Source organism: Janthinobacterium sp. PC23-8, from assembly GCF_002250505.1.
Taxonomy (GTDB): Bacteria; Pseudomonadota; Gammaproteobacteria; order Burkholderiales; family Burkholderiaceae_D; genus Janthinobacterium.
In genome coordinates this window covers 498943-518383 of record NZ_NJGY01000002.1, presented here as the reverse complement: position 1 = coordinate 518383, position 19441 = coordinate 498943, and the positions used below count along the sequence as shown (strand labels likewise).

The 19441-nt window shown below is 63.4% G+C and carries 16 protein-coding genes; 10 read left to right on the top strand and 6 right to left on the bottom strand.

Going from position 1 to position 19441, the window contains the following annotated elements; genetic code table 11:
• Positions 1 to 19 precede the first annotated feature (19 nt).
• From CD932_RS17520 to CD932_RS17500, 5 genes are read left to right on the top strand one after another with little or no spacing between them, the layout of a single operon-like run.
• Positions 20 to 781: a GntR family transcriptional regulator gene (locus CD932_RS17520; RefSeq protein ID WP_094444066.1), complete on the top strand. Its 762-nt coding sequence runs from the start codon at positions 20 to 22 to the stop codon at positions 779 to 781.
• A 3-nt stretch (positions 782 to 784) separates the two neighbouring features.
• Positions 785 to 1762, top strand: coding sequence for a hypothetical protein (locus CD932_RS17515; protein ID WP_141213282.1), 978 nt, complete (start codon positions 785 to 787; stop codon positions 1760 to 1762).
• Between the two features lie 50 nt (positions 1763 to 1812).
• A complete protein-coding gene (locus CD932_RS17510) occupies positions 1813 to 2562 on the top strand; it encodes an SDR family oxidoreductase (protein ID WP_094444064.1) in 750 nt (249 codons plus the stop codon).
• Between the two features lie 11 nt (positions 2563 to 2573).
• Positions 2574 to 3512: an SMP-30/gluconolactonase/LRE family protein gene (locus CD932_RS17505; RefSeq protein WP_094444063.1), complete on the top strand. Its 939-nt coding sequence runs from the start codon at positions 2574 to 2576 to the stop codon at positions 3510 to 3512.
• Positions 3509 to 4375 carry a fumarylacetoacetate hydrolase family protein gene (locus CD932_RS17500; protein WP_094444062.1) on the top strand — a complete coding sequence of 289 codons (867 nt, stop codon included), beginning with the start codon at positions 3509 to 3511 and terminating at the stop codon, positions 4373 to 4375. The genes CD932_RS17505 and CD932_RS17500 overlap by 4 nt, the downstream gene beginning before the upstream one ends.
• Positions 4376 to 4395: 20 nt before the next feature.
• Here the strand turns inward: CD932_RS17500 and CD932_RS17495 are convergent, their stop codons facing one another.
• The 6 genes from CD932_RS17495 to CD932_RS17470 all read right to left on the bottom strand — a co-directional run bounded on the left by CD932_RS17495 (position 4396) and on the right by CD932_RS17470 (position 12191).
• Positions 4396 to 5580: a response regulator gene (locus tag CD932_RS17495; RefSeq protein WP_094444061.1), complete on the bottom strand. Its 1185-nt coding sequence runs from the start codon at positions 5578 to 5580 to the stop codon at positions 4396 to 4398.
• A 193-nt stretch (positions 5581 to 5773) separates the two neighbouring features.
• Positions 5774 to 6985 carry a PepSY domain-containing protein gene (locus CD932_RS17490; RefSeq protein ID WP_217907307.1) on the bottom strand — a complete coding sequence of 404 codons (1212 nt, stop codon included), beginning with the start codon at positions 6983 to 6985 and terminating at the stop codon, positions 5774 to 5776.
• Positions 6985 to 9453 (bottom strand): TonB-dependent siderophore receptor, encoded by a 2469-nt coding sequence (locus tag CD932_RS17485; RefSeq protein WP_176461025.1) that lies wholly within the window; start codon positions 9451 to 9453, stop codon positions 6985 to 6987. Before CD932_RS17485 ends, CD932_RS17490 begins: the two co-directional genes overlap by 1 nt.
• Positions 9454 to 9566: 113 nt before the next feature.
• On the bottom strand, positions 9567 to 10577 hold the full coding sequence (locus CD932_RS17480) for a FecR domain-containing protein (protein WP_254926651.1): 1011 nt from the start codon (positions 10575 to 10577) through the stop codon (positions 9567 to 9569).
• Positions 10574 to 11080: a sigma-70 family RNA polymerase sigma factor gene (locus tag CD932_RS17475; protein WP_094444059.1), complete on the bottom strand. Its 507-nt coding sequence runs from the start codon at positions 11078 to 11080 to the stop codon at positions 10574 to 10576. Before CD932_RS17475 ends, CD932_RS17480 begins: the two co-directional genes overlap by 4 nt.
• A 184-nt stretch (positions 11081 to 11264) precedes the next feature.
• Positions 11265 to 12191 carry a LysR family transcriptional regulator gene (locus CD932_RS17470; protein ID WP_094444058.1) on the bottom strand — a complete coding sequence of 309 codons (927 nt, stop codon included), beginning with the start codon at positions 12189 to 12191 and terminating at the stop codon, positions 11265 to 11267.
• 257 nt (positions 12192 to 12448) lie between these two features.
• Here CD932_RS17470 and CD932_RS17465 point away from each other — a divergent pair, with 257 nt between their 5' ends.
• The 5 genes from CD932_RS17465 (at position 12449) to CD932_RS17445 (ending at position 19431) form a co-directional block, all read left to right on the top strand.
• Positions 12449 to 13777, top strand: a complete 1329-nt coding sequence (locus tag CD932_RS17465; protein WP_254926650.1) for a cation:dicarboxylate symporter family transporter — start codon at positions 12449 to 12451, stop codon at positions 13775 to 13777.
• 57 nt (positions 13778 to 13834) lie between these two features.
• Positions 13835 to 15109 (top strand): aminotransferase class V-fold PLP-dependent enzyme, encoded by a 1275-nt coding sequence (locus tag CD932_RS17460; protein WP_094444056.1) that lies wholly within the window; start codon positions 13835 to 13837, stop codon positions 15107 to 15109.
• A gap of 207 nt (positions 15110 to 15316) precedes the next feature.
• Positions 15317 to 16459: a porin gene (locus tag CD932_RS17455; protein ID WP_254926649.1), complete on the top strand. Its 1143-nt coding sequence runs from the start codon at positions 15317 to 15319 to the stop codon at positions 16457 to 16459.
• 374 nt (positions 16460 to 16833) lie between these two features.
• Positions 16834 to 17991, top strand: a complete 1158-nt coding sequence (locus CD932_RS17450; protein WP_094444054.1) for a methyl-accepting chemotaxis protein — start codon at positions 16834 to 16836, stop codon at positions 17989 to 17991.
• Positions 17992 to 18096: 105 nt separating this feature from the next.
• On the top strand, positions 18097 to 19431 hold the full coding sequence (locus CD932_RS17445) for an IS4 family transposase (RefSeq protein ID WP_094444053.1): 1335 nt from the start codon (positions 18097 to 18099) through the stop codon (positions 19429 to 19431).
• Positions 19432 to 19441 lie beyond the last annotated feature (10 nt).

The window sequence follows — 19441 nt, the reverse complement described above, 5'->3', positions numbered from 1 at the left end:
ATGAGAGTGAAACAGACAAGTGCAGACCAAGACCAGAACCAAATTGCCCAAGCGCGCCGACCAGGCTGACCAGGTACGCATGTTGACCGAGGCCATCGGCGCCGAGCGCATCGATCCGGCCCTGCCGTATATGCCGCAGGTGTTCAATATGCTCAAGCAGGCCATCCTGGCGATCCGCCTGATTCCCGGCACGCCGCTGTCGGAGGCGGCGATTGCCGAGGTGTTTGGCCTGAGCCGCACGCCCGTGCGCGAGGCGCTGCGCGAACTGTCGACCGAAGGCCTGCTCGATATCTTCCCGCAGGCGGGCAGCGTGGTCTCGCGCATCAGCGTGCGCCTGATCGAGCAGGGCGCCTTTGTGCGCGGCGCGCTGGAGACGGCCAACCTGATGGACCTGGTGACGCGGCTCGATAGCAACGGCCGCGCCCGCATCGAGCACATTATCGGGCTGCAACGGCAGGTGCTGGCCGCCAAGGACTACGAAGGCTTCTATGCGCAGGACGAGGCCATGCACAAGCTGTTTTTCGAACTGACCGACCGGGTGCCGGTGTGGCATATCGTCAACCAGGGCAAGCAGCACGTGGACCGGGCACGCATGCTGATCTCGCGCGAATGGAAAGAGTCGAGCCAGCGCGCCTTTGGCGATCACCTGCGCATCGTCGACGCCCTGTTCGCGCAGGACAAGGTGCTGCTGGCGGCGGCGCTGGCCGAGCATTTTGCGCGGGTCAAGGAATCGGTCCTGGCATTTTCCCATATCAGCCATCAGCAATTTTTTGTGGAGTAAGCCGTGACAAGCTGGATATTGCAATGGTCGCATGGGCAGGGAATGGTCGAGCCATCGGGCGCCATGCTCGGCCCCGTGACGTTTATCGTGGCCGATGGCCGCCAGGTGCAGCCTTTTGCCGTATTTCCCTGGGCGAAAGAAGCCCTGCCACCGGGCCAGCAAGCCTTGACGGGCCTGATGGCCAACGGCCGTGGCGAATGGCCTTGCGTGCCGTTCGGCGGCGGCCCGGCGCCGTTCGAGCATCCCATCCACGGCTGGCCCGCGCACAAACGGTGGCAGCGCTTCGACGATGCCAGCGATCCTGCCCATCTGCATTTGCGCTACGACTTTCCACCCGACAGCCCGCTGGCCAGCGTCGAGCGTTTTATCGACGGCGTGGACGGCGAAGCGGCGATCCGCTGCCGCCTGAAGGTCACGGCCCGGCGCGCCTGCGAGCTGCCGCTGGGTCTGCATCCGACCTTGCGCCTGCCCGAGCGGCCGGGCGCGCTGCGCGTGACGGCGGGGGCGTTCGACTTTGGCTTGACCTTGCCGCGTGAACACGAGGCGGGCGCCGATGTGCTGCAGCCCGGCGCGCGGTTTGCCGCCTTGTCCGGGGTGCCGGGCGCCGCCGGCGTGCCGCTCGACCTGTCGCGCTTGCCGCTGGCGCAGCACACCGAGTCGCTGCTGCAGCTGTGTGGCGTTGAGGGCCGCATGACGGTCAGCAACCTCGACGAGGGCTATGCCTTCGTCCTCGATTGGGATGCGGCCGTGCTGCCCTCGTGCCTGCTGTGGATCAGCAACGGCGGGCGCCAGGCCTGGCCCTGGAGCGGGCGCCATTATGCGCTGGGCATGGAGCCCGTGTGCAGCTACTTCGACTGGGGCGTGGCGGCCAGCACGGCGCCCAATCCCGTCTCCGCGCGCGGCGTGGCCACCTGCCTGCGGTTTGAGCCCGGGCAGCCGCTGGAGCTGGCCTATCAAATGAAGGTGAACTGCTTGTCCTGAGCGCGGCACGCTACCGGCAACAACTTAAAAAATACTTCAAGGAGACAAACATGACTGCACGCTTGCAGAACAAGACGGCGCTGGTGACGGCCGCCGGCAACGGCATGGGCAAGGCGGCCGCGCTGGCCTTTGCCGAACAGGGCGCCCAGGTCTGGGCCTGCGATATCGACGCGGCCGGCCTTGGCCGTTTGCGGCACCCGAATATCCATTGCCGCGTGCTCGACGTGTGCGACGGCGCCGGCATTGCCGCGCTGGTGGCCGAAGTGGCGGCGCGCCACGGCCATGTCGACGTGCTGCTCAATGGCGCCGGCATCGTCCACCATGGCACGGTGCTCGACTGCGACGACGCGGCCTGGGAACGCACCATGGACGTGAATGTGTCGAGCATGCACAGGCTGATCCGCGCCGTGCTGCCGGGCATGGTGGCAGCTGGCGGCGGCAGCATCATCAATATCGCCTCGGTGGCGTCGAGCATCAAGGGTTTTGCCAACCGCTATGCCTATGGCGCCAGCAAGGGCGCGGTGATCGGCCTGTCCAAGGCGGTGGCGGCCGACTTCGTGCGCCAGCAGATCCGCTGCAACGCCGTCTGCCCCGGCACTGTCGACACGCCTTCGCTGCGCGCGCGCATCGCTGCGGCGCCCGACCCTTTGCTGGCCGAGCGCGACTTTATCGCGCGCCAGCCGCTGGGCCGCCTGGCCACCGTTGACGACATCACGCCGATGCTGGTCTACCTGGCCAGCGACGAATCGCGTTGCGTCACCGGCCAGGCGTTGTGCGTCGACGGCGGCGTGACGATTTGAGCCGCCCGGCCATGGAACTTTACCAGCCACGCTGCATGGCCGCCACCGGCGACGCCGTCGGCGAAGGCGCCGTCTGGTGCGCGCAGGAACAGGCGCTGTACTGGACCGACATCAACCGTTTCCTGATCCACCGCCACGACGAAAGCACGGCCAGCACCATTACCTGGCTGTTCGATGAACCGGTGGTGGCGCTGTCATTGACCTCGCAGCCGGGCCGCTGGCTGGTGGCGCTGGCCTCGCGCCTGATCTGGTGGTGGCCCAAGGGCGACGTGCGGCGCGATCATGGTTTCGTGCTTGACGGTTTTCCGGCCGTGCGCCTGAACGACGGCCGCGCCGATGCGCACGGCAACTTCTGGATCGGCTCGATGCGCAACAATGTGGCTGCGGACGGCGAGCCGGGCGAAGCGGGCGGGCGCGACGGCAAGCTGTTCCGTATCCGCCCCGATGGCGCGGCCAGCGTGCACCTCGACGGCATCGGCATCGCCAATACCATCTGCTGGAGCCCGGCAGGGGCCACCTTTTATACGGCCGACACGCTCGACAACATGATCTGGGCGTTTGACTTTGACGATGGCAACATGCCGCTAAGCAATCGACGGCCGTTTTTCGGCGGCTGGGAGCGTGGCCTGCCCGATGGCTCCGTCATCGATGCCGAGGGCTATCTGTGGAACTGCCGTTTTTTCGGCAAATGCATCGTCCGCATCGCCCCGGACGGGCGCATCGACCGCGTGGTCGAGATGCCCGTCACCAATATCACCACCGCCACCTTTGGCGGCCACGACCTGCGCACGCTGTTCGTGACCTCGGCTGGCGCCGGGCGGCAAGCGGGCGAACGCCTGGCCGGCTCGCTATGGGCCCTGCGCTGCGAAGTGCCGGGCCTGCCAGAGCAGCGGGTGCACGTGCTTGAACCTACTGACTTCAACCCTCACCAACAAGGAAATCACCGATGAAATTACTGCGTACCGGCAGCAAGGGCCAGGAACAGGCCGCCATCCTCGACGCCGACGGCCAGATCCGTTCGCTGGCCGGCATCGTCAACGACATCGACGCCAGCGTGCTGGCGCCGGCGGGCCTGGCCAGGCTGCGCGCACTGGACCTGTCGACCTTGCCCGTGATCGCCGCCGGCGCGCGCATCGGCACGCCCTGGGTCGGTTGCGGCAAGTTTATCTGCATCGGCCTGAACTACGCCGATCACGCGGCCGAGGCCGGCATGCCGATACCGGCCGAACCTATTTTGTTTGCCAAGGCCGTCTCGGCCATCCAGGGCCCGAACGACCCGGTCGTGATGCCGCGCGACTCCGTCAAGACCGATTGGGAAGTCGAGCTGGGCGTGGTGATCGGCACGCGCGCCCGCTATGTCGAGGTGGCGCAGGCGCTGGAACACGTGGCCGGCTATTGCGTCGTCAACGACGTGTCCGAGCGCGAATACCAGCTGGAGCGGGGCGGCACCTGGGACAAGGGCAAGGGTTGCGACACTTTCGGCCCGGTTGGCCCGTGGCTGGTGACGCCCGACGAAGTGGGCGACCCGCAGCAACTGGCACTGAGCCTGGAAGTGAACGGCCGGCGCGTGCAGAACGGCTCGACGGCCACCATGATTTTCACGGTTGCCGAGCTGATCAGCTATGTCAGCCGTTTCATGACCCTGGAACCGGGCGACATCATCTCCACCGGCACGCCGCCGGGCGTGGGCATGGGCCTCAAACCCACGCCGCAATTTTTGCGTGCGGGCGACACCATGGCGCTGTCGATCGCCGGCCTGGGCGAGCAGCGGCAGACGGTGCATGCATGGGACGCGGCCGTGCTCGATGCCTGAGCGGGGCGGCCGGCAATGCCTCAAGCTGTATGGATCAGCTTGTTCACGGCCGCCAGCAAGCTGGTGCCCGAGGTGGTGACAAAGCGCGCGCCAGCCGCTTCGGCTTGCTTGCCGTAGCTGGCCATTGTATCTTTGTTGCAATAGACGAGGATGGGCAGTTCCGGCATGGCCTGCCGCACATCGCGTACCGTGCGCACGCCGGCGTCCTTGACGCGCTGGCCGCCTTCCAGGCGCGCCATGTCGGTGATCAATAGGGCGTACTGGTTCTTTTGCAGCAGGCTCAAGGCTTGCGCCAGCGATTGCGCCAGGTCGACTTTGATGTTTTCGCGCGCCAGCTGCTCCACCAACAAGGTGTTGTTGCGCGGATGGTCGTCCAGCCACAGCACGCGCACGGACGGCTTTTGCGCCGTCGGCAAGCCCGCCAGTGACGCCACGGCCGGCTCGCCATCGCCGGCGGTGCGCGCCAGCAGCAGCCGGGTGACGGCTTCCTGCAGGTCTTCCAGCGACTTTTGCTGCAGGCGGCTCAGTTCCGTCACTTCGATTTCCTTGCCGCTTTCCAGCCGCACCGACTCATTCTTGACCAGGCTGTCTGCCCGCTTGAGCATGATGGACAGGTAAATGCGCGTGAGCAGGTAGCCGATCAAAAAGCCATGCACGGAAAAGAACAGCATCACGCCACCGACCACCGCCCTGGCCGTGTCCGTTTCGATGGCCAGGCTGGGCGCGATATAGGCCGCCACGCCCTGCGCCGTGGCGGGCAGGCTTTTCAGTTCGATCAGGCCGACGCCGACGATGATCTTGGTCAGCCAGTCCGACACTTCCACCAGGTTGGAATTGATTTCCATCGGCGAGGGAGTGCCGAGAAACATGGTATTGCTGGCGCCGGCCGCCGTTTCCATGGCGCCCGGTTCATCGCCGCTGCGCCGCTTGCCATTGCTGCGTTCCTCGGCTGGCGGCATATTGACGGTGCCCGATGGCAGGCTGCGCGGGATGCCGAACAGGAAACCGAGCAGCATGCCGCTGACGCAAAAGCCCAGGCTCCACAGCAGGGCCGGCACGGCATGGTAATACGGTGGAAACAGGGCGCCGCCGAGCACGGCCAGCATGCCGGCCAGCCAGATGGACAGCAGGATATACGGCAGCGCATCGCGCTTGGCGGGGATCATGCGCCTGGCCGGCCTGGCCCCGCTGTCGGTCTGGTCCACGGTGATTCCTCGAAAAGGAGGTACTGCTCAGAAAAGCACAGTTTTTGAATTCAGCAAGCAAGTTGTCGCGTCCATTGCATGGGACAAATTCGCAAGCCCGTCCTGACATCATAAAAACTGGCGACAACATGCATTTGAGAAAAAGCAAACCGGGGACAGCTTGCAGGCTCGGATGCGGCCAGCCAAGGCGTGATCACGAACCGGCTGATTTCCTGCGCGCCTGGCCCTGCCGCTTGCGCCGCCACACCAGCACGCCCGTGATGCCGAGGATCGCCACCGCCAGCCCCATGGCGCAGATGAACAGCTTGAACGGCCAGCCCCACATCGACGCCATATGCAGCGCGCTGATCCAGCTGCGGATGGTGTCGCCGCTGGCCGCGCCCGTCGGCAGCCAGCTGGCCAGCAGCTTGCCGCTGGCGGCGTCAAAAAAGACCGTGGTCAAGCCCTTGTGCTCGCGCACGTCGCGGCTGCTGCGCACCTTGTAGCTGTACACGCCCAGGCCAGGTTCCCAGGCCAGCGCGTTTTCTTCGACAATCGTGAAGCTTTGCTGGTGCGCCAGTGCGTTCATCAAACTGCGGCCCTGGCTGCGCGCTGCCTGCCAGGTCAGGTGCGGTCCGGGTGCGGCCCGGTGGCGGCCGACGATTTCCTCGGCCGGCTGGTGCGCAAAAAACGGGTTCATCACGGCCGCATAGGCGCCGTACAGATTGAAGGCGACGCCGCTCCAGGCAAACACCAGCAGCATGGCCCATAGCCACAGGCCGCCGGCACGGTGCAGGTCGAACACCAGCTTGTAGCTGCCGCCATGGCGGCGCAGCAGCCAGGACGGGCGCCAGCGCGCCAGCCATGGCTTGCCGCCCGGCGTGCGTTTTTTGACGTGCGCCGGGAAGGTCAGGGCGGCGCCGATAAAACAGTCCACGGTCCAGATCATGGCGACCAGGCCGAACACCAGCAGGCCTGTGTCGCCCAGCGCCAGCGCATAGTGCAGCCGTTCGACAAAGGGCAGCAGGTTGATCAGTCCCTGGCCGATCTCGCCCCATTTGCGCTGGCCCAGCACCGCACCGCTGTACGGATCGACAAACACTTCGTCATGCGCCAGCGGCGCCTCGCCTGCCGCGCGCAGATAGAACACCATGCTGCGGCCAGGCGCCGCCGACAGCGGCGCGTACACCACCTGCGCCTGTGGAAACCGCGCCGCGATGCGTTCGCGCAGCAGCAGCGGCTCGAACGGCATGGCGCTTGGCGTGGGCGGCGTGACGCGGAACACGGCCGGCATCAACGCGCCTTCCAGTTCGTCGGTCCAGGCCAGCACGCTGCCCGTCAGCCCGATAACGAGCAGGAAACCGGCCAGCAGCAGGCCGGCGTAGCGGTGCATGGCCGCCAGCGCCGGGCGTAACGCCACGCGCATCAGAACTTGTACATGGCGCTGATATTGGCCGTGCGTTCGGCGCTGCGGTAGCACAGGCCGGGCAGGTAGCCGCAGTCGAACAGGGTCTGCTTGTTGAGCAGGTTGTTGACGTTGGCCGTGATGCTCCACGCGCCGCGCGTGATGCCCAATGCCGCATCCCACTGCGTCATGCCGCCGTTGCGCAGATTGAGGCTGTCGCCATCGGAGTTCGAGCGCATGGCGCCGATAAAGCGCATGCCCAGCGCCGCGTAGGCGGGCAGGGTGTCGGCCACCGTGAACGACTGCCTTGCCCAGGCCGAGGCGCTGTGGCGCGGCGCGCCTTGCTGCTGCAGGCCCTGGTCGCCATTGTTGCTTTGCCTGATGTCGGTGGCCAGGTAGGTGTATTGCGCAACCAGGCTCAAGCGGCTGGCGAACTCGGTGCGCGCTTCCAGCTCCAGGCCGCGCGCCTCGACCTTGCCCGTCTGGACCAGCAAGCCAGGATTACCGGCGGCGGCGGTCGAGACGTTGTCGCGCACCAGGTCGAAGATGGCGGCCGTGTAGCTGGCGCGCTGGCCCACCGGCTCATAGCGCACGCCCGCTTCAAACTGCTTGCCGCGCGACGGTTTCAGGGCGCCGCCGCCGACGGCCGTGCCCAGTTCCGGCGAAAACGAGGTGGCGTAGCTGACATACGGCGCCCAGCCATTGTCGAACAGATAAACGGCGCCGAGGCGGCCGGTGGTGGCCGATGGCGACTGGTCGTAATCGGGCCGCACGGCGCCGGTGAGCACACTTGTGGTGGTTTGCGACTGCGCCGCCCTGTCGTGGCGCAGGCCGGCCGTAACCACCCAGCGCTCCCATTTCAGCTGGTCCTGGGCGTACAGTCCCAGCTGGCGCGATGGCGCGCGCGCCTGCGTCGGGTTGGAGCCGGGCTGTTTTTGCTGCGGTGCGTACACCGGGTGGTACAGGTCGAGCGGCGTGATAAAGCCGACCTTGTAGATATAGTCGTCGCGGTTGCGGATATTCGCATAGTCCGCGCCCAGCAGGACCAGGTGCGACAGCGCGCCGGTGGCAAAGCGCGCCTGCAGCTGGGTGTCGGCAAACAGGCTGTTCGACTCCGTATCGACGGGGCGGAAGTAGCGATTGACCGTGGCATCGGCATTCAGGCCCAGCGGAAAGACGTCGGTGCGCTCGTTGTTCAGGCGCGTGTAGCGCAGATTCTGGCGCAGCGACCAGGTATCGCTGAACTGGTGCTCGAACTCATAGCCGGTCATGGTGTTGCTGCGCTTGAAGCGGTTGTCATAGCCCATCAGATTGACCCTGGGGTCGACCTGGCCGCGCGGGCCGGGTGCCGATAGCTGGTTGGGGAACGCATACTGCTGGTTGTCGCGCTCATGGCGCGCCAGCAGGGTCAAACGGGTACCGGCACCGATCTGCCAGCGCAGCGACGGCGCAAAATACAGGCGGTTGTCGCGGTCGTGGTCCAGGCGCGTGCCCGCTTCGCGGCCCAGCATCACCAGGCGATAGGTCCACGCGCCTTGCTCATCAAGCGCGCCGCCCATGTCGGCTTTCAGCTGGCGGCGCTGGTAGCTGCCGTACTCCAGGCCCACTTCGCGCACCGCATCGAGGCTGGGGCGCTTGCTGACGGCGTTGACGACGCCGCCCGGCGGTATCTGGCCGTACAGCACCGAGGCGGGGCCGCGCAGCACTTCCAGCCGTTCCAGGCCATACGGCTCGATCGAGGCGCCAAAGGTGCGGCCCGAATTGCGCAAGCCGTCCTGCAGGAGGCCGGCCGTCTCGATGGTAAAGCCGCGCAAGAGCGAGGAGTCGTCGCTGCCCAGCGGGCGCTGGTTGGGCGTGACGCCGGCCGTGTAGCGCAGCGTTTCGTCGAGCGACTCGGCGTTGCGGTCGCTGATTTCGTCGGCCGTGACGACCGACACCGATTGCGGGTTTTCATTCAGGGCGGTATCGGTCTTGGTGGCCGAGCCGCTTCTGCGCGCCACATAGCCGCGCACCGGGCCGGTGGCCGTTTCGCGTTCGGCAGTGCCGGTGACGGTAATGGCCGGCAGGGTGGCGCCGATGGCCTCCGCCGGCGCTGCGGCCTGGGTTGAAGAGTCAGACGGGGCTTGCGCTTGCAGCGCGTAGGCGCCATTGGCGCCGGCCACCAGGCGCAGGCCATGGCCGCGCAGCAGCGCGTCAAAACCCTGGCGCACCGTGTAGCTGCCAGCCAGGCCGGCGCTGCGCTTGCCTTGCAATAGCTGCGCGTCGGCCGACAATTCCACGCCGGCGGCGCTGGCAAAACTGGTCAGCGCCCGTTCCAGCGGGCCGGCGGCGATCGCGTACTGGCGCTTGCCTTCGGTGTCGGCGACCGTTTGTGCCTGCGCATGCGTGGCGGCGAAGCCCAGCGCGCCGGTGAGGAACATGGCGTGGAGGGCAAGGGCGAGGGTGGTGGGACGCATGAAGGGGGCAGGCGATTGCAGGCGGTGGGTCATGGTGGACATCCTTGGTCGGTTGATTGGTGTTGTTCCTTGTATTTCCGAACGAGAACAGAAAACCCTCAACGATTTTCAATTTTATTTCGGATTTTTTTTCAGGAAATGAACCATCAAAGCGTGGAAGCAACCCGGCGCGGGCGCACCGTGACCCAGAAACGGGTGCGGTACGCCAGCTCCACCGGCAGGCTCAGGGCCAGGTTGGCCAGCGAGCGGTCGATATCGCGCAGCGAGTACACGCCCGTCACGCGCAGGCCGGCGACGCGCTCGTCGCAGCGCAGCACGCCGTGGCGGTAGCGCGCCAGTTCGCCCAGGAGGTCGGCCAGGCGCATGCGTTCGGCCACCAGGCTGCCCTGGGTCCAGGCTGCAGCGCTGTCGTCGGCCTTGTCGTTCGCCTGCGCGGCGTGGCGCGAATAACTGCCGCGCATTCCTGCCGGCAGGCGCACGGCGGCTGCCGCTTCATGCAGCGGGCGCAGTTCGACCATGCCTTCGAACACGGCCACCTCGCTGACGTTTTCAAACGAGCGCACCATAAAACGCGTGCCCAGCGCGGTGGCCGTGCCTTGCGCGGTTTGCACCAGCAGCGGGCGGTGGCTGGCGGCCTTGTCGGGCGCGCTCTCGACCAGAATGGCGCCGGCGCGCAGCACGATGCGCCGTTCGCTGGCGCCATGGAGCACATCGATGGCGCTGGCCGTATCGAGCACGACCCGGCTGCCGTCGGCCAGCACGATGGCGCGCGTTTCGCCGACGGCCGTGCTGTAGTCAGCCGTTGTCCGCTGCCAGAAGCCCGTTTCGTGCGCCAGCAAGGCCGCGCCGCCGCCGCTGGCGACAATCCCCAGCACTTGCAGCACGCGCCGGCGGTCCTGGTCCTGGTTCCGGTCCCGGCCCCGGTCCCGGTCGCGTGGTGCACCGGACAGCGCGCCGCGCGCCACCTCGCGCGGAATGGTGTCGAACCGCTGCTCGAAGCGCTGCAGCCTGGCCCAGGCCCGTTCGTGTTCGGGGTGGGCGGCGCGCCAGGCGGCGCAGGCGGCGGTGTCGGCTTCGCTGGCATCGCCGGACCACAAGCGCGCCATCCATTCGGCGGCGCGCCGCAGCGTGGCGGGCGCGATCGGCGTGGCGCTCATGCCCCCTGCGCGGCGCAGGCCAGCAGGGCGCGCACCATGTATTTTTCCACCGACGACACGGAGACATCCAGGCGTTGGGCGATTTCGCGGTAGTCGAGTCCTTCGACCTTGCACAGCAGAAAAGCCTCGCGCACCCTGGCCGGCAGGCTGGCGAGGATGGCGTCGATTTGCGTCAAGGCTTCGATAATCAGCGCGCGCAGCTCCGGGTTTGGGGCGGCGGCCGGCGGCAGGTGCGCCAACGCCTCCATATAGGCCGCTTCGATATGGCGGCGGCGGAACAGGTCGATCATCAGCCCATTGGCGATCTGCGCCAGATGCTGGCGCGATTGCTCGGGCCGGGGCGCGCGGCCCCGCGCCAGGATGCGCAAATAAGTGTCGTGCGCCAGGTCGGCCGCATCAAAGGCGCTACCCAGCTTGCCGCGCAGCCAGCCCTGCAGCCAGCCGTGATGATTGCTGTAAAGCACTTCGATTTGCAGATGTAGTTCCAGTTCGGGGTGGACCATGGGGCTTCCTGGGCAAGCCACGAGCGCTGGGCCGGGCTTTGATGCGATTGAGAATTGTTCGTATTGTAGCCCAAGCCCGGCCCACTGCGTGGATTCTCACGCTGGCCTGCCGGTGGCCGGCGCTGCCGATCTTGTTCCCAAGCGCCGCGTTTGCCGCGTCGGCTGCAACGCGCCATATCGCCGGCTACCTGGTGGGTCTGGATCTGCGTGGCTGCAAAAGCAGGGTCCCGAAATCGCAGCACTGGACGGCAAGCCTGGCGACCTCTTTCGTCAGCGAATAAGTGTGGCCCGATCGGTACAGCGCGCTGTATTCGACGGGAGGAAGGGGCGGCACCGTCTCGATAATGCCGAGCAGCCCATCCGTGACCAGGTGGCCAAGGCACGCCTGCGGCAGGTAACTGACGCCCAGTCCGGATACCGTCAGGCCAATTTGCGCCAACAGGTTGTTGCTGGTCGGGGCCCGCTGAATGTGCACGCCGTGTTCCTGCAAGAATCGGCTGTAGATCAGGCCGGTTCCAGACGCCCGCCCCTGCGTCAGCAGCGTAAACTGTGCGATATCGGCGAGCGGAATTTGCCTGTTTTCCGGTAGCAGTTCCGGCGCGCACATCCACACGTTATCGACCGACGCCAGGCGGGTCGACACATGCGCCTCGCTGGTCGCTGCCGTGGTAGGGGCGATGATCAAATCGATGCTGCCCTCGGCGAGTCTGTCGCGCAGCGTCGCGCTAAGTTCGACCTCTGCATCGACGATGACCCTGGGATATTCCCGCTTGATCGCGCCGATGAGCTGCGGAAGCCATGTCAATGCGGTCAGTTCGGTGACGCCCAGACGCAGGCGGCGCACCAGCACCTCCTTCGCGCTCACGCGCTCGACGATCTGGTCGCGCTTGTCGAGAAGTTCCTTCGCGTAAAGGTAGAGCTCCTCGCCCTTCTCCGTCAACCGGGCACTGCGGCGATGGCGGTCGAAAACCTCCAGGTTGAATGTACTTTCCAGCTCCTTGATGCGCTTCGAAATCGCTGACTGGGTGGTATTGAGCTTGTGCGCCGCGGCCTCAAAGGACCCGAGCTCCACAATCGAGCACAAGGCCTCGACTTGCTTGAACGTGATCATTACGCCTCACATGAAAATAAGTGATGTTATCAGATAACAATAAATCGCTTGTGCGCAACTATCGCACGTTCTATCGTATCTCATTCGCAATACAACAATCACTTTTGGAGATGACAAGCCTCCCATAGGGGAGGTCGTAACGCGACATAGTCGCGGGGGCGTGTATGCATTGCCCAGGCATGTAGCGAACTGCGATAGAACAACACTTAAATCAATAGCCGCTGAATCACTGAAAGCGGAACTTTGGAGACAATCCCATGACGTTAGCAAACGCTTCCACGTTACCCCGGCCCGGCATGCAAAAGCCGAAGGTCGGACTCGCCTTCCAGATCGCCATCGGTCTGGTGATCGGTGTCGCCATCGGCGCCATGCTCAATTATTATCCGGCCTTGCGCACTGGCATCGTCACCGATTACCTGCAGCCGGCCGGCGACATCTTTATCCGCCTCATCAAGATGATCGTCGTTCCTGTCGTATTCACCAGCATGGTGGTGGGGATCGCCGGCGTTGGCGACGCCAAGGCCCTGGGCCGGATAGGTGTCAAAACGCTGGTATATTTCGAGATCATCACGACCATTGCGATCGTCCTGGGACTGGTGATCGGCAACTTGCTGCAACCGGGCGTGGGCACGGACATGTCGCAATTGGGGCACGCCGACATCTCGAAGTTCCGGCACGGCGCCGAGCAGGCCGGCGCGCACCATGGACTGATGGCGATGCTCATGGGCATTATTCCGGAAAACGTCATCGCGTCGATGGCACGTGGAGACCTGCTTCCCATCATTTTCTTTTCCGTGCTGTTCGGTTTGGGCCTGCAAGGGGCGCCGGAAGAACTGAGGCTCCCCGTACTCAATACGCTCAAGGGTATTTCCGATGCCATGTTTCGGGTTACGAACATGGTCATGCGATACGCGCCGATCGGTGTCGCCGCCCTGATCGCCGTAACAGTCGCCAATTTCGGCTTCGCCTCTCTGCTGCCACTGCTGAAACTGATCGGCACCACCTATCTGGCCATCTTCATCTTCGCGATCGTGGTGCTCGGCTCCACTGCGAAACTTTGCGGGATTAATTTTTTCGCGCTGTTAAAGGTCATCAAGGACGAGCTGATCATCGCTTTTACGACCTGCAGTTCGGCGACGGTCCTGCCCCAGTTGATGACGAAGATGGAGCGTTTCGGCGCGCCCAAGGCCATCACGACGTTCGTCGTGCCGACCGGCTACTCGTTCAATCTCGACGGCGCCTCCATTTATCTGGGCATCGGTACGCTGTTCGTTGCACAGCTCTATGGGATCGAGCTCGGGTGGGCGGAACAAATCTCGCTGACGCTGACCATGGTCGTTACCTCGAAGGGCGCCGCAGGCGTACCTGGCTTCATGTTCGTCATCCTGCTGGCCACGCTCGCCAGCGCCGGGCTGCCGATCGAGGGACTGGCGTTCATTGCCGGCATAGACAGGCTGCTCGATATGGGACGTACCACGTTGAACGTGATCGGTAACGCGCTGGCGCCACTGGTCATAGCAAAGTGGGAGGGCGTGTACGACGCTGAAAAAGCGCGTGACTACCTTGTTTCACTGGACGCCAAATAACCGGGGCGCTGGCCATGCCCCACTTTTTTTGAATAACCCAACATGCGGACGAATTTTATGGACAAGACCACTACCCTGTTCCCGGAACAATTACAACGGGAAATCAAACAACGCTTTTACTTCGTCGACCAGGACTATACCGGCAAGCACCGCGTTTTCATGGACAACGCTGGCGGCTCGTTCAGGCTCAAGTCGGCCGTCGAACGGTTGGCGATGGTCGACGCGATACCCGACTGCAGCGAGCGTGTGCACAACGTTGCGCGCCATCTGCAAGACATCGAGGCCGAAGGCGCTGACGATGTGCGGCTGATCTTCAACGCCCGCAGCGGTGCGGTGTTCGCCTCGCTGACCGCCTCAGGCGCGATGTTCGATGTGATCAGGGCGATTGCCGAAAACGTCGAGGGTGGCAACATCGTGACCACGGTGCTCGAACACCCTTCAGCGTTCGATGCCGCGTCGTACTATGCGGCCCGCGCCGGAAAGCAATTGCGTGTAGCGCCAAGCAACGCGGCAACGGGCGGGATCGACGTCGACGCCATCGTCGCTCTGGTGGACGACCAGACCTGTCTTCTCAGCGTGATCTATGCCTCGAACATCTCGGGGGCGAAGTTGGACATTGAGCAGATCGTACGGCGCGCAAGGGAAATAAAGCCGGACCTGTACATTGTTGTCGATGCCGTGCAGCATGCGCCGCACGGCATCATCGACGTCGAAAAGACCCCGGTCGACGCCATGAACATCGCACCGTACAAGTTCTTCGGCTGCCGCGGTTCAGGCATGACGTGGCTGTCCGACCGTATGGCGCGCCTGCCCCATCACAAACTGGCCGCAAAGGGGGAGGCTGTCTGGACCCTCGGCAGTCCGGCGCCGGCGCAGTTCGCCGTCGTGACGGCAATTGTTGACTATGTCTGCTGGCTGGGACGGCAGTTTGCCGACAGTAGCGTACGCCGGGACTGCTTCGTCGAGGGCATGCGCCGGATCGAGCTGCATGAACGCGCGCTCCTGGGGCGGCTTCTCGATGGCAGCGAGGATGTGCCGGGCCTGCGCGTCATCGACGGCGTGACCGTGCATCTCGATCACCCCGATCTGGCCACGCGCGACCTCATTGTCGCGATCTCGCTCGCTCGCTACACGCCGGCCGAGGCGGTGCGGGAGTACGAAAAGCGCGGCATCATCGTCTATGAACGCGTCCAGAGCAGTCTGTACTCCCAAAGAATGCTCGCATCATTCGGTATCGAGGGCGCCATCCGGATCTCGCCCCTGCACTGCCACTCGGTAGCCGACATCGACCAGTTCCTGCGGATCACCGCAGAACTCGCCGCGGGAAGCTGACAGGCGCCAGGCCACGGGCAGCTGCAAGGCCTGGCACCCCCCACACACGAAACGGCCCGTTCGAATCAGCGGAACTGACAGGAGAGCCGCCATTCAACGGGCCTCCAGGAACCCGCTTTCGCCAAGCAAAAAGAGCTGGCACGCGTCAGGTGCGATGCCTATCGGGCCGGCATGCCAGGTGCCGAAAAAAATAACAAGGAGATAATTTTGAAATACATCAAATTAACGAGAAGCGACGTGCGCGCAAGCCTGGCCATCCTGGTCTGCGCCACGCTCTCGGTGGCGGCACATGGCGCGCGGGCGCAGGGCAACGTCACCTTGTACGGTATCGCGGACATCGGTATCGAACACCTCGACAAAACGAGCGCTGGCGGAACCCAGACCAGTGTGGTTTCGGGAAACAGCTCCGGTTCGCGGTGGGGGGTGAAGGGCGAGGAGAGCATCGGCGAAGGTCTGAGAACTTTGTTTGTTCTGGAGAGCGGCTTTAACCTCGACGATGGAACCAGCGCCCAGTCGACACGCGGCCTCGGGAGCAGTCCTGCCACCACCACTCGCCTGTTCGGACGTCAGGCGCTGGTCGGGTTCAACGCCAGCGGACAGCAGTTGACGCTCGGACGGCAGATGTCGCTGCTCTACGAACAGGCGGTCCTTTTCGATCCAATGGCAACCAATTCACGCTATTCGATCTTGAGCTTCGACACTGCCACTGCAAACAGAATCGACAATTCGGTCAAATACGCCGGCCGGTTCCAGGCATTCACCGTACAAGCCATGTACAGCACGCGCTACGACACAGGCTATGGAAACGAAATCCCGGGGGCATCGCCCAGCGGGCGCTTTTACAGCGGCGCACTGACCTATGCCGCCGGGCCGCTCGGCTTGAGCGTCTCATACGAACAGCGCAACAGTAACACCGTGGCGACCGATATGGCCACCGAAAGGCGATCGACTGCCGCCGTGTCGTATGTCGCCGGCCCATTCAAAGGATTTGCCGGATATCGCTACCTGCGCGCCTCCAGCCAGTTCCTGCCAGTCAATCCGATCCTCGCCGCAAACGCGTCCCAAGCCGGCTCTGCGGGCCTTGCCTGGGCTGGCGCCCAATACACCGCCAGCCAAGCGCTCGTGCTGACGGTAGCGGCCTACCACCAGGATGTGCATGCCAGCGGCGCCGATCCTTTGATGGCTGTGTTGTGGGCAGACTATTTCTTGTCAAAGCGCGTCGACCTGTATGCAACGGCGGCTTTTGCCAGGAACAAAAACGGCTCCGCACTTGGCGTGAATGGTTATGGCACGGTTACCCCGGGAACCAACCAGACCGGTGTCGTCGTCGGCATGCGCTACAAATTCTGACGGAGATATCAAAAAGCCGTCGGTGCATGGATGCCAGAGCAATCAGGTAAATAGTTGCAATAAAAACATGTCATGAAAGCCCGGCGTACCTGGAGAAAATTGCATCTGGTGGTGGACGCCGACACCGGGATGGTCATGGCAGCGTCACGGCCGATGGCGCCCATGATGGTGCGCCACCGCCGACCGTCTTCCGTCTCCGCAGGACCAGCACCTTGCCGTGATGGCGGCGCGGAGACGGATCGGCTGGCAAGAGGAAACCGGCTACGGCCAGCGCTCACTTGTCGAGACGACGATGGTCCACTGCAAGGCCATCATCGGTCCTGGCCTGCACGCACCCAGCCTGTTCAGGTATTCCGCTCATAGGGAGATATAAGATGCTGTCCTCATTACGCACCAAGCTCATCGTCATCTGTGCGTTGATTGTGGTAATTTCCATGATCGCATTAAGCGCCGCAACTATCATCAGTGTCAGAGGGAGCACACTTGACGCTCTACGTATCCAGATGCGCCAACTGACAGCCGCCCACGCTAATAACATTTCCGAGTGGGTACGCAGCAAGCGTGCCATCACCGGGGCGATGAAACAGGCATTCAAACAATCGGATCCGCTATCTGCTGTTATTGAGGCCAAGGAAGCCGGTGAATTTGAGAACGCCTACATTGGCTATCCCGATAAACATATTTTGACACCACGTGCCACGCCCGCAAATTATGATGCCACTTCTCGTCCATGGTACAAGCAAGCAGTTGCGGCTGGCAAACCTGTTTTGACAGCACCTTATGTTGCCAGCACTACGGGCAAACTGGTGCTTACGTTTGCGGAACCTCTGATAGGTGAGAGGGGTGAGCTCCAGGCTGTGCTCGGATCAGATGTTGATGTCGCCAGCGTGGTGCGCAATGTCGCCGGAATCAAGCCGACTCCCAATAGTTTCGCATTCCTTGTCAATAAGAGTGGCATTATCATCACGCACCCAAATAAGGATCTGACCCTAAAACCGATCTCGGCAATTGATTCGGCTCTGACAGTCGACACTCTCGCTTCATCGGGACAGGGGGGCGAAATCGAAATTAATAGCGTACGACACTTATTGTATGTAAATCCAATTGAGGGTACGGACTGGTCACTGGCCGTCGCCCTGAACTATGATGAGGCGACACATTCTATTCGCGCACTGCTGGCTACGTCGACCATTGCAACTATCGCGGCAATTATTATTGCCGCGCTTCTATTAACCTTCACCATTAGTAGTTTACTCAAACGGCTTGGGACAATACGCGATGCGTTGGAGAATATTGCCACCGGCGAGGGAGATTTGACCCGTCGTGTCGACGCCCACGGTAACGATGAGCTCGCCCATATCGCCAGTTCATTCAATAGGTTTATCGAGAAAATAGCGAACACTGTGCGGCAGATACGTGATGCCAGCGACTCCGTCAAAACGTCCTCTGGCGAGATCGCCAGTGGCAATTCGGACCTCTCTGGACGCATAAGTTTATACACATCTCCGCGCCAGCCCGCCAAGCTTGCTTGATCGACAACAGCCGGGCGGAAAAATCCGTTTACATTCAAGCACTTGCGGGAGCAGTTGTAAACTATTGATTTTTCAGGTTTACTCTCGTCTTTTGGCTCGCGAAAAATGACTGAATCGACGCACTGGACTGCCGTGGAATTTGCTGACATAGACCTTGGGGACGCTCGCCTCGACAGTCGCGCCAGGAAGATCGTGGCGCGGTTTGCCGACAAGCCGTCGTCCAGCATTTCCAAGTCGTGCAACGGCTGGGCCGAGACGATCGCCACATACCGATTTCTCGAGAACGACGCCGTCGAATGGCGTGACATCATGGTGCCGCACTGGGCCAAGACGCAGCAGCGCATGGGCGAACATCCCGTCATCCTGTGCTTGCAGGATACGACCGAACTCAATTTTAACGGGCAGCAGATCGAAGGTCTCGGTCCGCTCAGCTATGAAGTCCAGCGCGGCATGTATGTCCATCCGACGTATGCCGTCACACCGGAACGGTTGCCGCTGGGGGTGATTGATGCCTGGATGTGGGCGCGCGAAAAGATCGATGGCAATGGCGTTCGACCGGGCATCAAGGAAAGTGGCCGCTGGATCGAAGGCTACGGGCGGATCGCCGAGATGGCCGCCGAGATGCCGGCGACGCGACTGGTGTACGTGGCCGACCGCGAGGCCGATATGATCGAGCTGATGACCTACGCCCAGGACTGCGGCACGCCGGCCGACTGGCTGGTGCGCGCGAAGACTGACCGGGCGCTGCCCGACGGCGAGAAATTGTGGGCGCACACGCTCGATGGCGCGCCGGTGGGAGAAATCAGCTTCGTCATCGGCGCACGCGGCAAACAGAAGGGCCGCAAGGTACGCCAGCAACTCTGGACCAGGCGCGTGGAACTGCCGGCGCGGCGTGGCGTCAAGATCACGGCGACATGCGTGATCGCGCGCGAGATAGATGCGCCCGCCGGCATCGAGCCGATCGAATGGCGCTTGCTCACCAATCGAACCGCCACCACCGTTGATGCGGTAATCGAGTTGATCGACTGGTACCGCGCGCGTTGGGAAATTGAGATGTTCTTCCATGTGTTGAAGAACGCCTGCAAGGTTGAGGCGATGCAGCTCTCCCACATCGACAATCTGGAACGCGCGCTGGCGCTGTTCATGGTCGTGGCGTGGCGCGTCTCCTATCTGATGCGCATCGGGCGCATCTGCCCGGATCTCGACGCCAGCCTGTTCTTCGACCCGGATGAAATCCGTGGCGCTTACCTGCTCACGAAGGAGCGACGGCCGGATCAGCCTCCGACACTTAACGATGTGGTGCGCTTGATCGCGCGCGTCGGCGGTTTCCTTGGACGAAAAGGCGACGGCGATCCGGGCGTCAAGACAATCTGGCAGGGCATTCAGGATGTGCGCGTGGCTGCACTCACCATCAAAGCGCTACGCGACGAAGCGGGGTGATTTGTGTATA

Coding starts and splice junctions, on each gene's coding strand:
- CD932_RS17490 (WP_217907307.1), bottom strand. CDS start 6,985: ATGCGCGTGGCGTTACGCCCGGCGCTGGCGGCCATGCACCGCTACGCC.
- CD932_RS17465 (WP_254926650.1), top strand. CDS start 12,449: ATGACGTTAGCAAACGCTTCCACGTTACCCCGGCCCGGCATGCAAAAG.
- CD932_RS17450 (WP_094444054.1), top strand. CDS start 16,834: ATGCTGTCCTCATTACGCACCAAGCTCATCGTCATCTGTGCGTTGATT.
- CD932_RS17510 (WP_094444064.1), top strand. CDS start 1,813: ATGACTGCACGCTTGCAGAACAAGACGGCGCTGGTGACGGCCGCCGGC.
- CD932_RS17480 (WP_254926651.1), bottom strand. CDS start 10,577: ATGAGCGCCACGCCGATCGCGCCCGCCACGCTGCGGCGCGCCGCCGAA.
- CD932_RS17470 (WP_094444058.1), bottom strand. CDS start 12,191: ATGATCACGTTCAAGCAAGTCGAGGCCTTGTGCTCGATTGTGGAGCTC.
- CD932_RS17460 (WP_094444056.1), top strand. CDS start 13,835: ATGGACAAGACCACTACCCTGTTCCCGGAACAATTACAACGGGAAATC.
- CD932_RS17475 (WP_094444059.1), bottom strand. CDS start 11,080: ATGGTCCACCCCGAACTGGAACTACATCTGCAAATCGAAGTGCTTTAC.
- CD932_RS17500 (WP_094444062.1), top strand. CDS start 3,509: ATGAAATTACTGCGTACCGGCAGCAAGGGCCAGGAACAGGCCGCCATC.
- CD932_RS17505 (WP_094444063.1), top strand. CDS start 2,574: ATGGAACTTTACCAGCCACGCTGCATGGCCGCCACCGGCGACGCCGTC.
- CD932_RS17445 (WP_094444053.1), top strand. CDS start 18,097: ATGACTGAATCGACGCACTGGACTGCCGTGGAATTTGCTGACATAGAC.
- CD932_RS17485 (WP_176461025.1), bottom strand. CDS start 9,453: ATGACCCACCGCCTGCAATCGCCTGCCCCCTTCATGCGTCCCACCACC.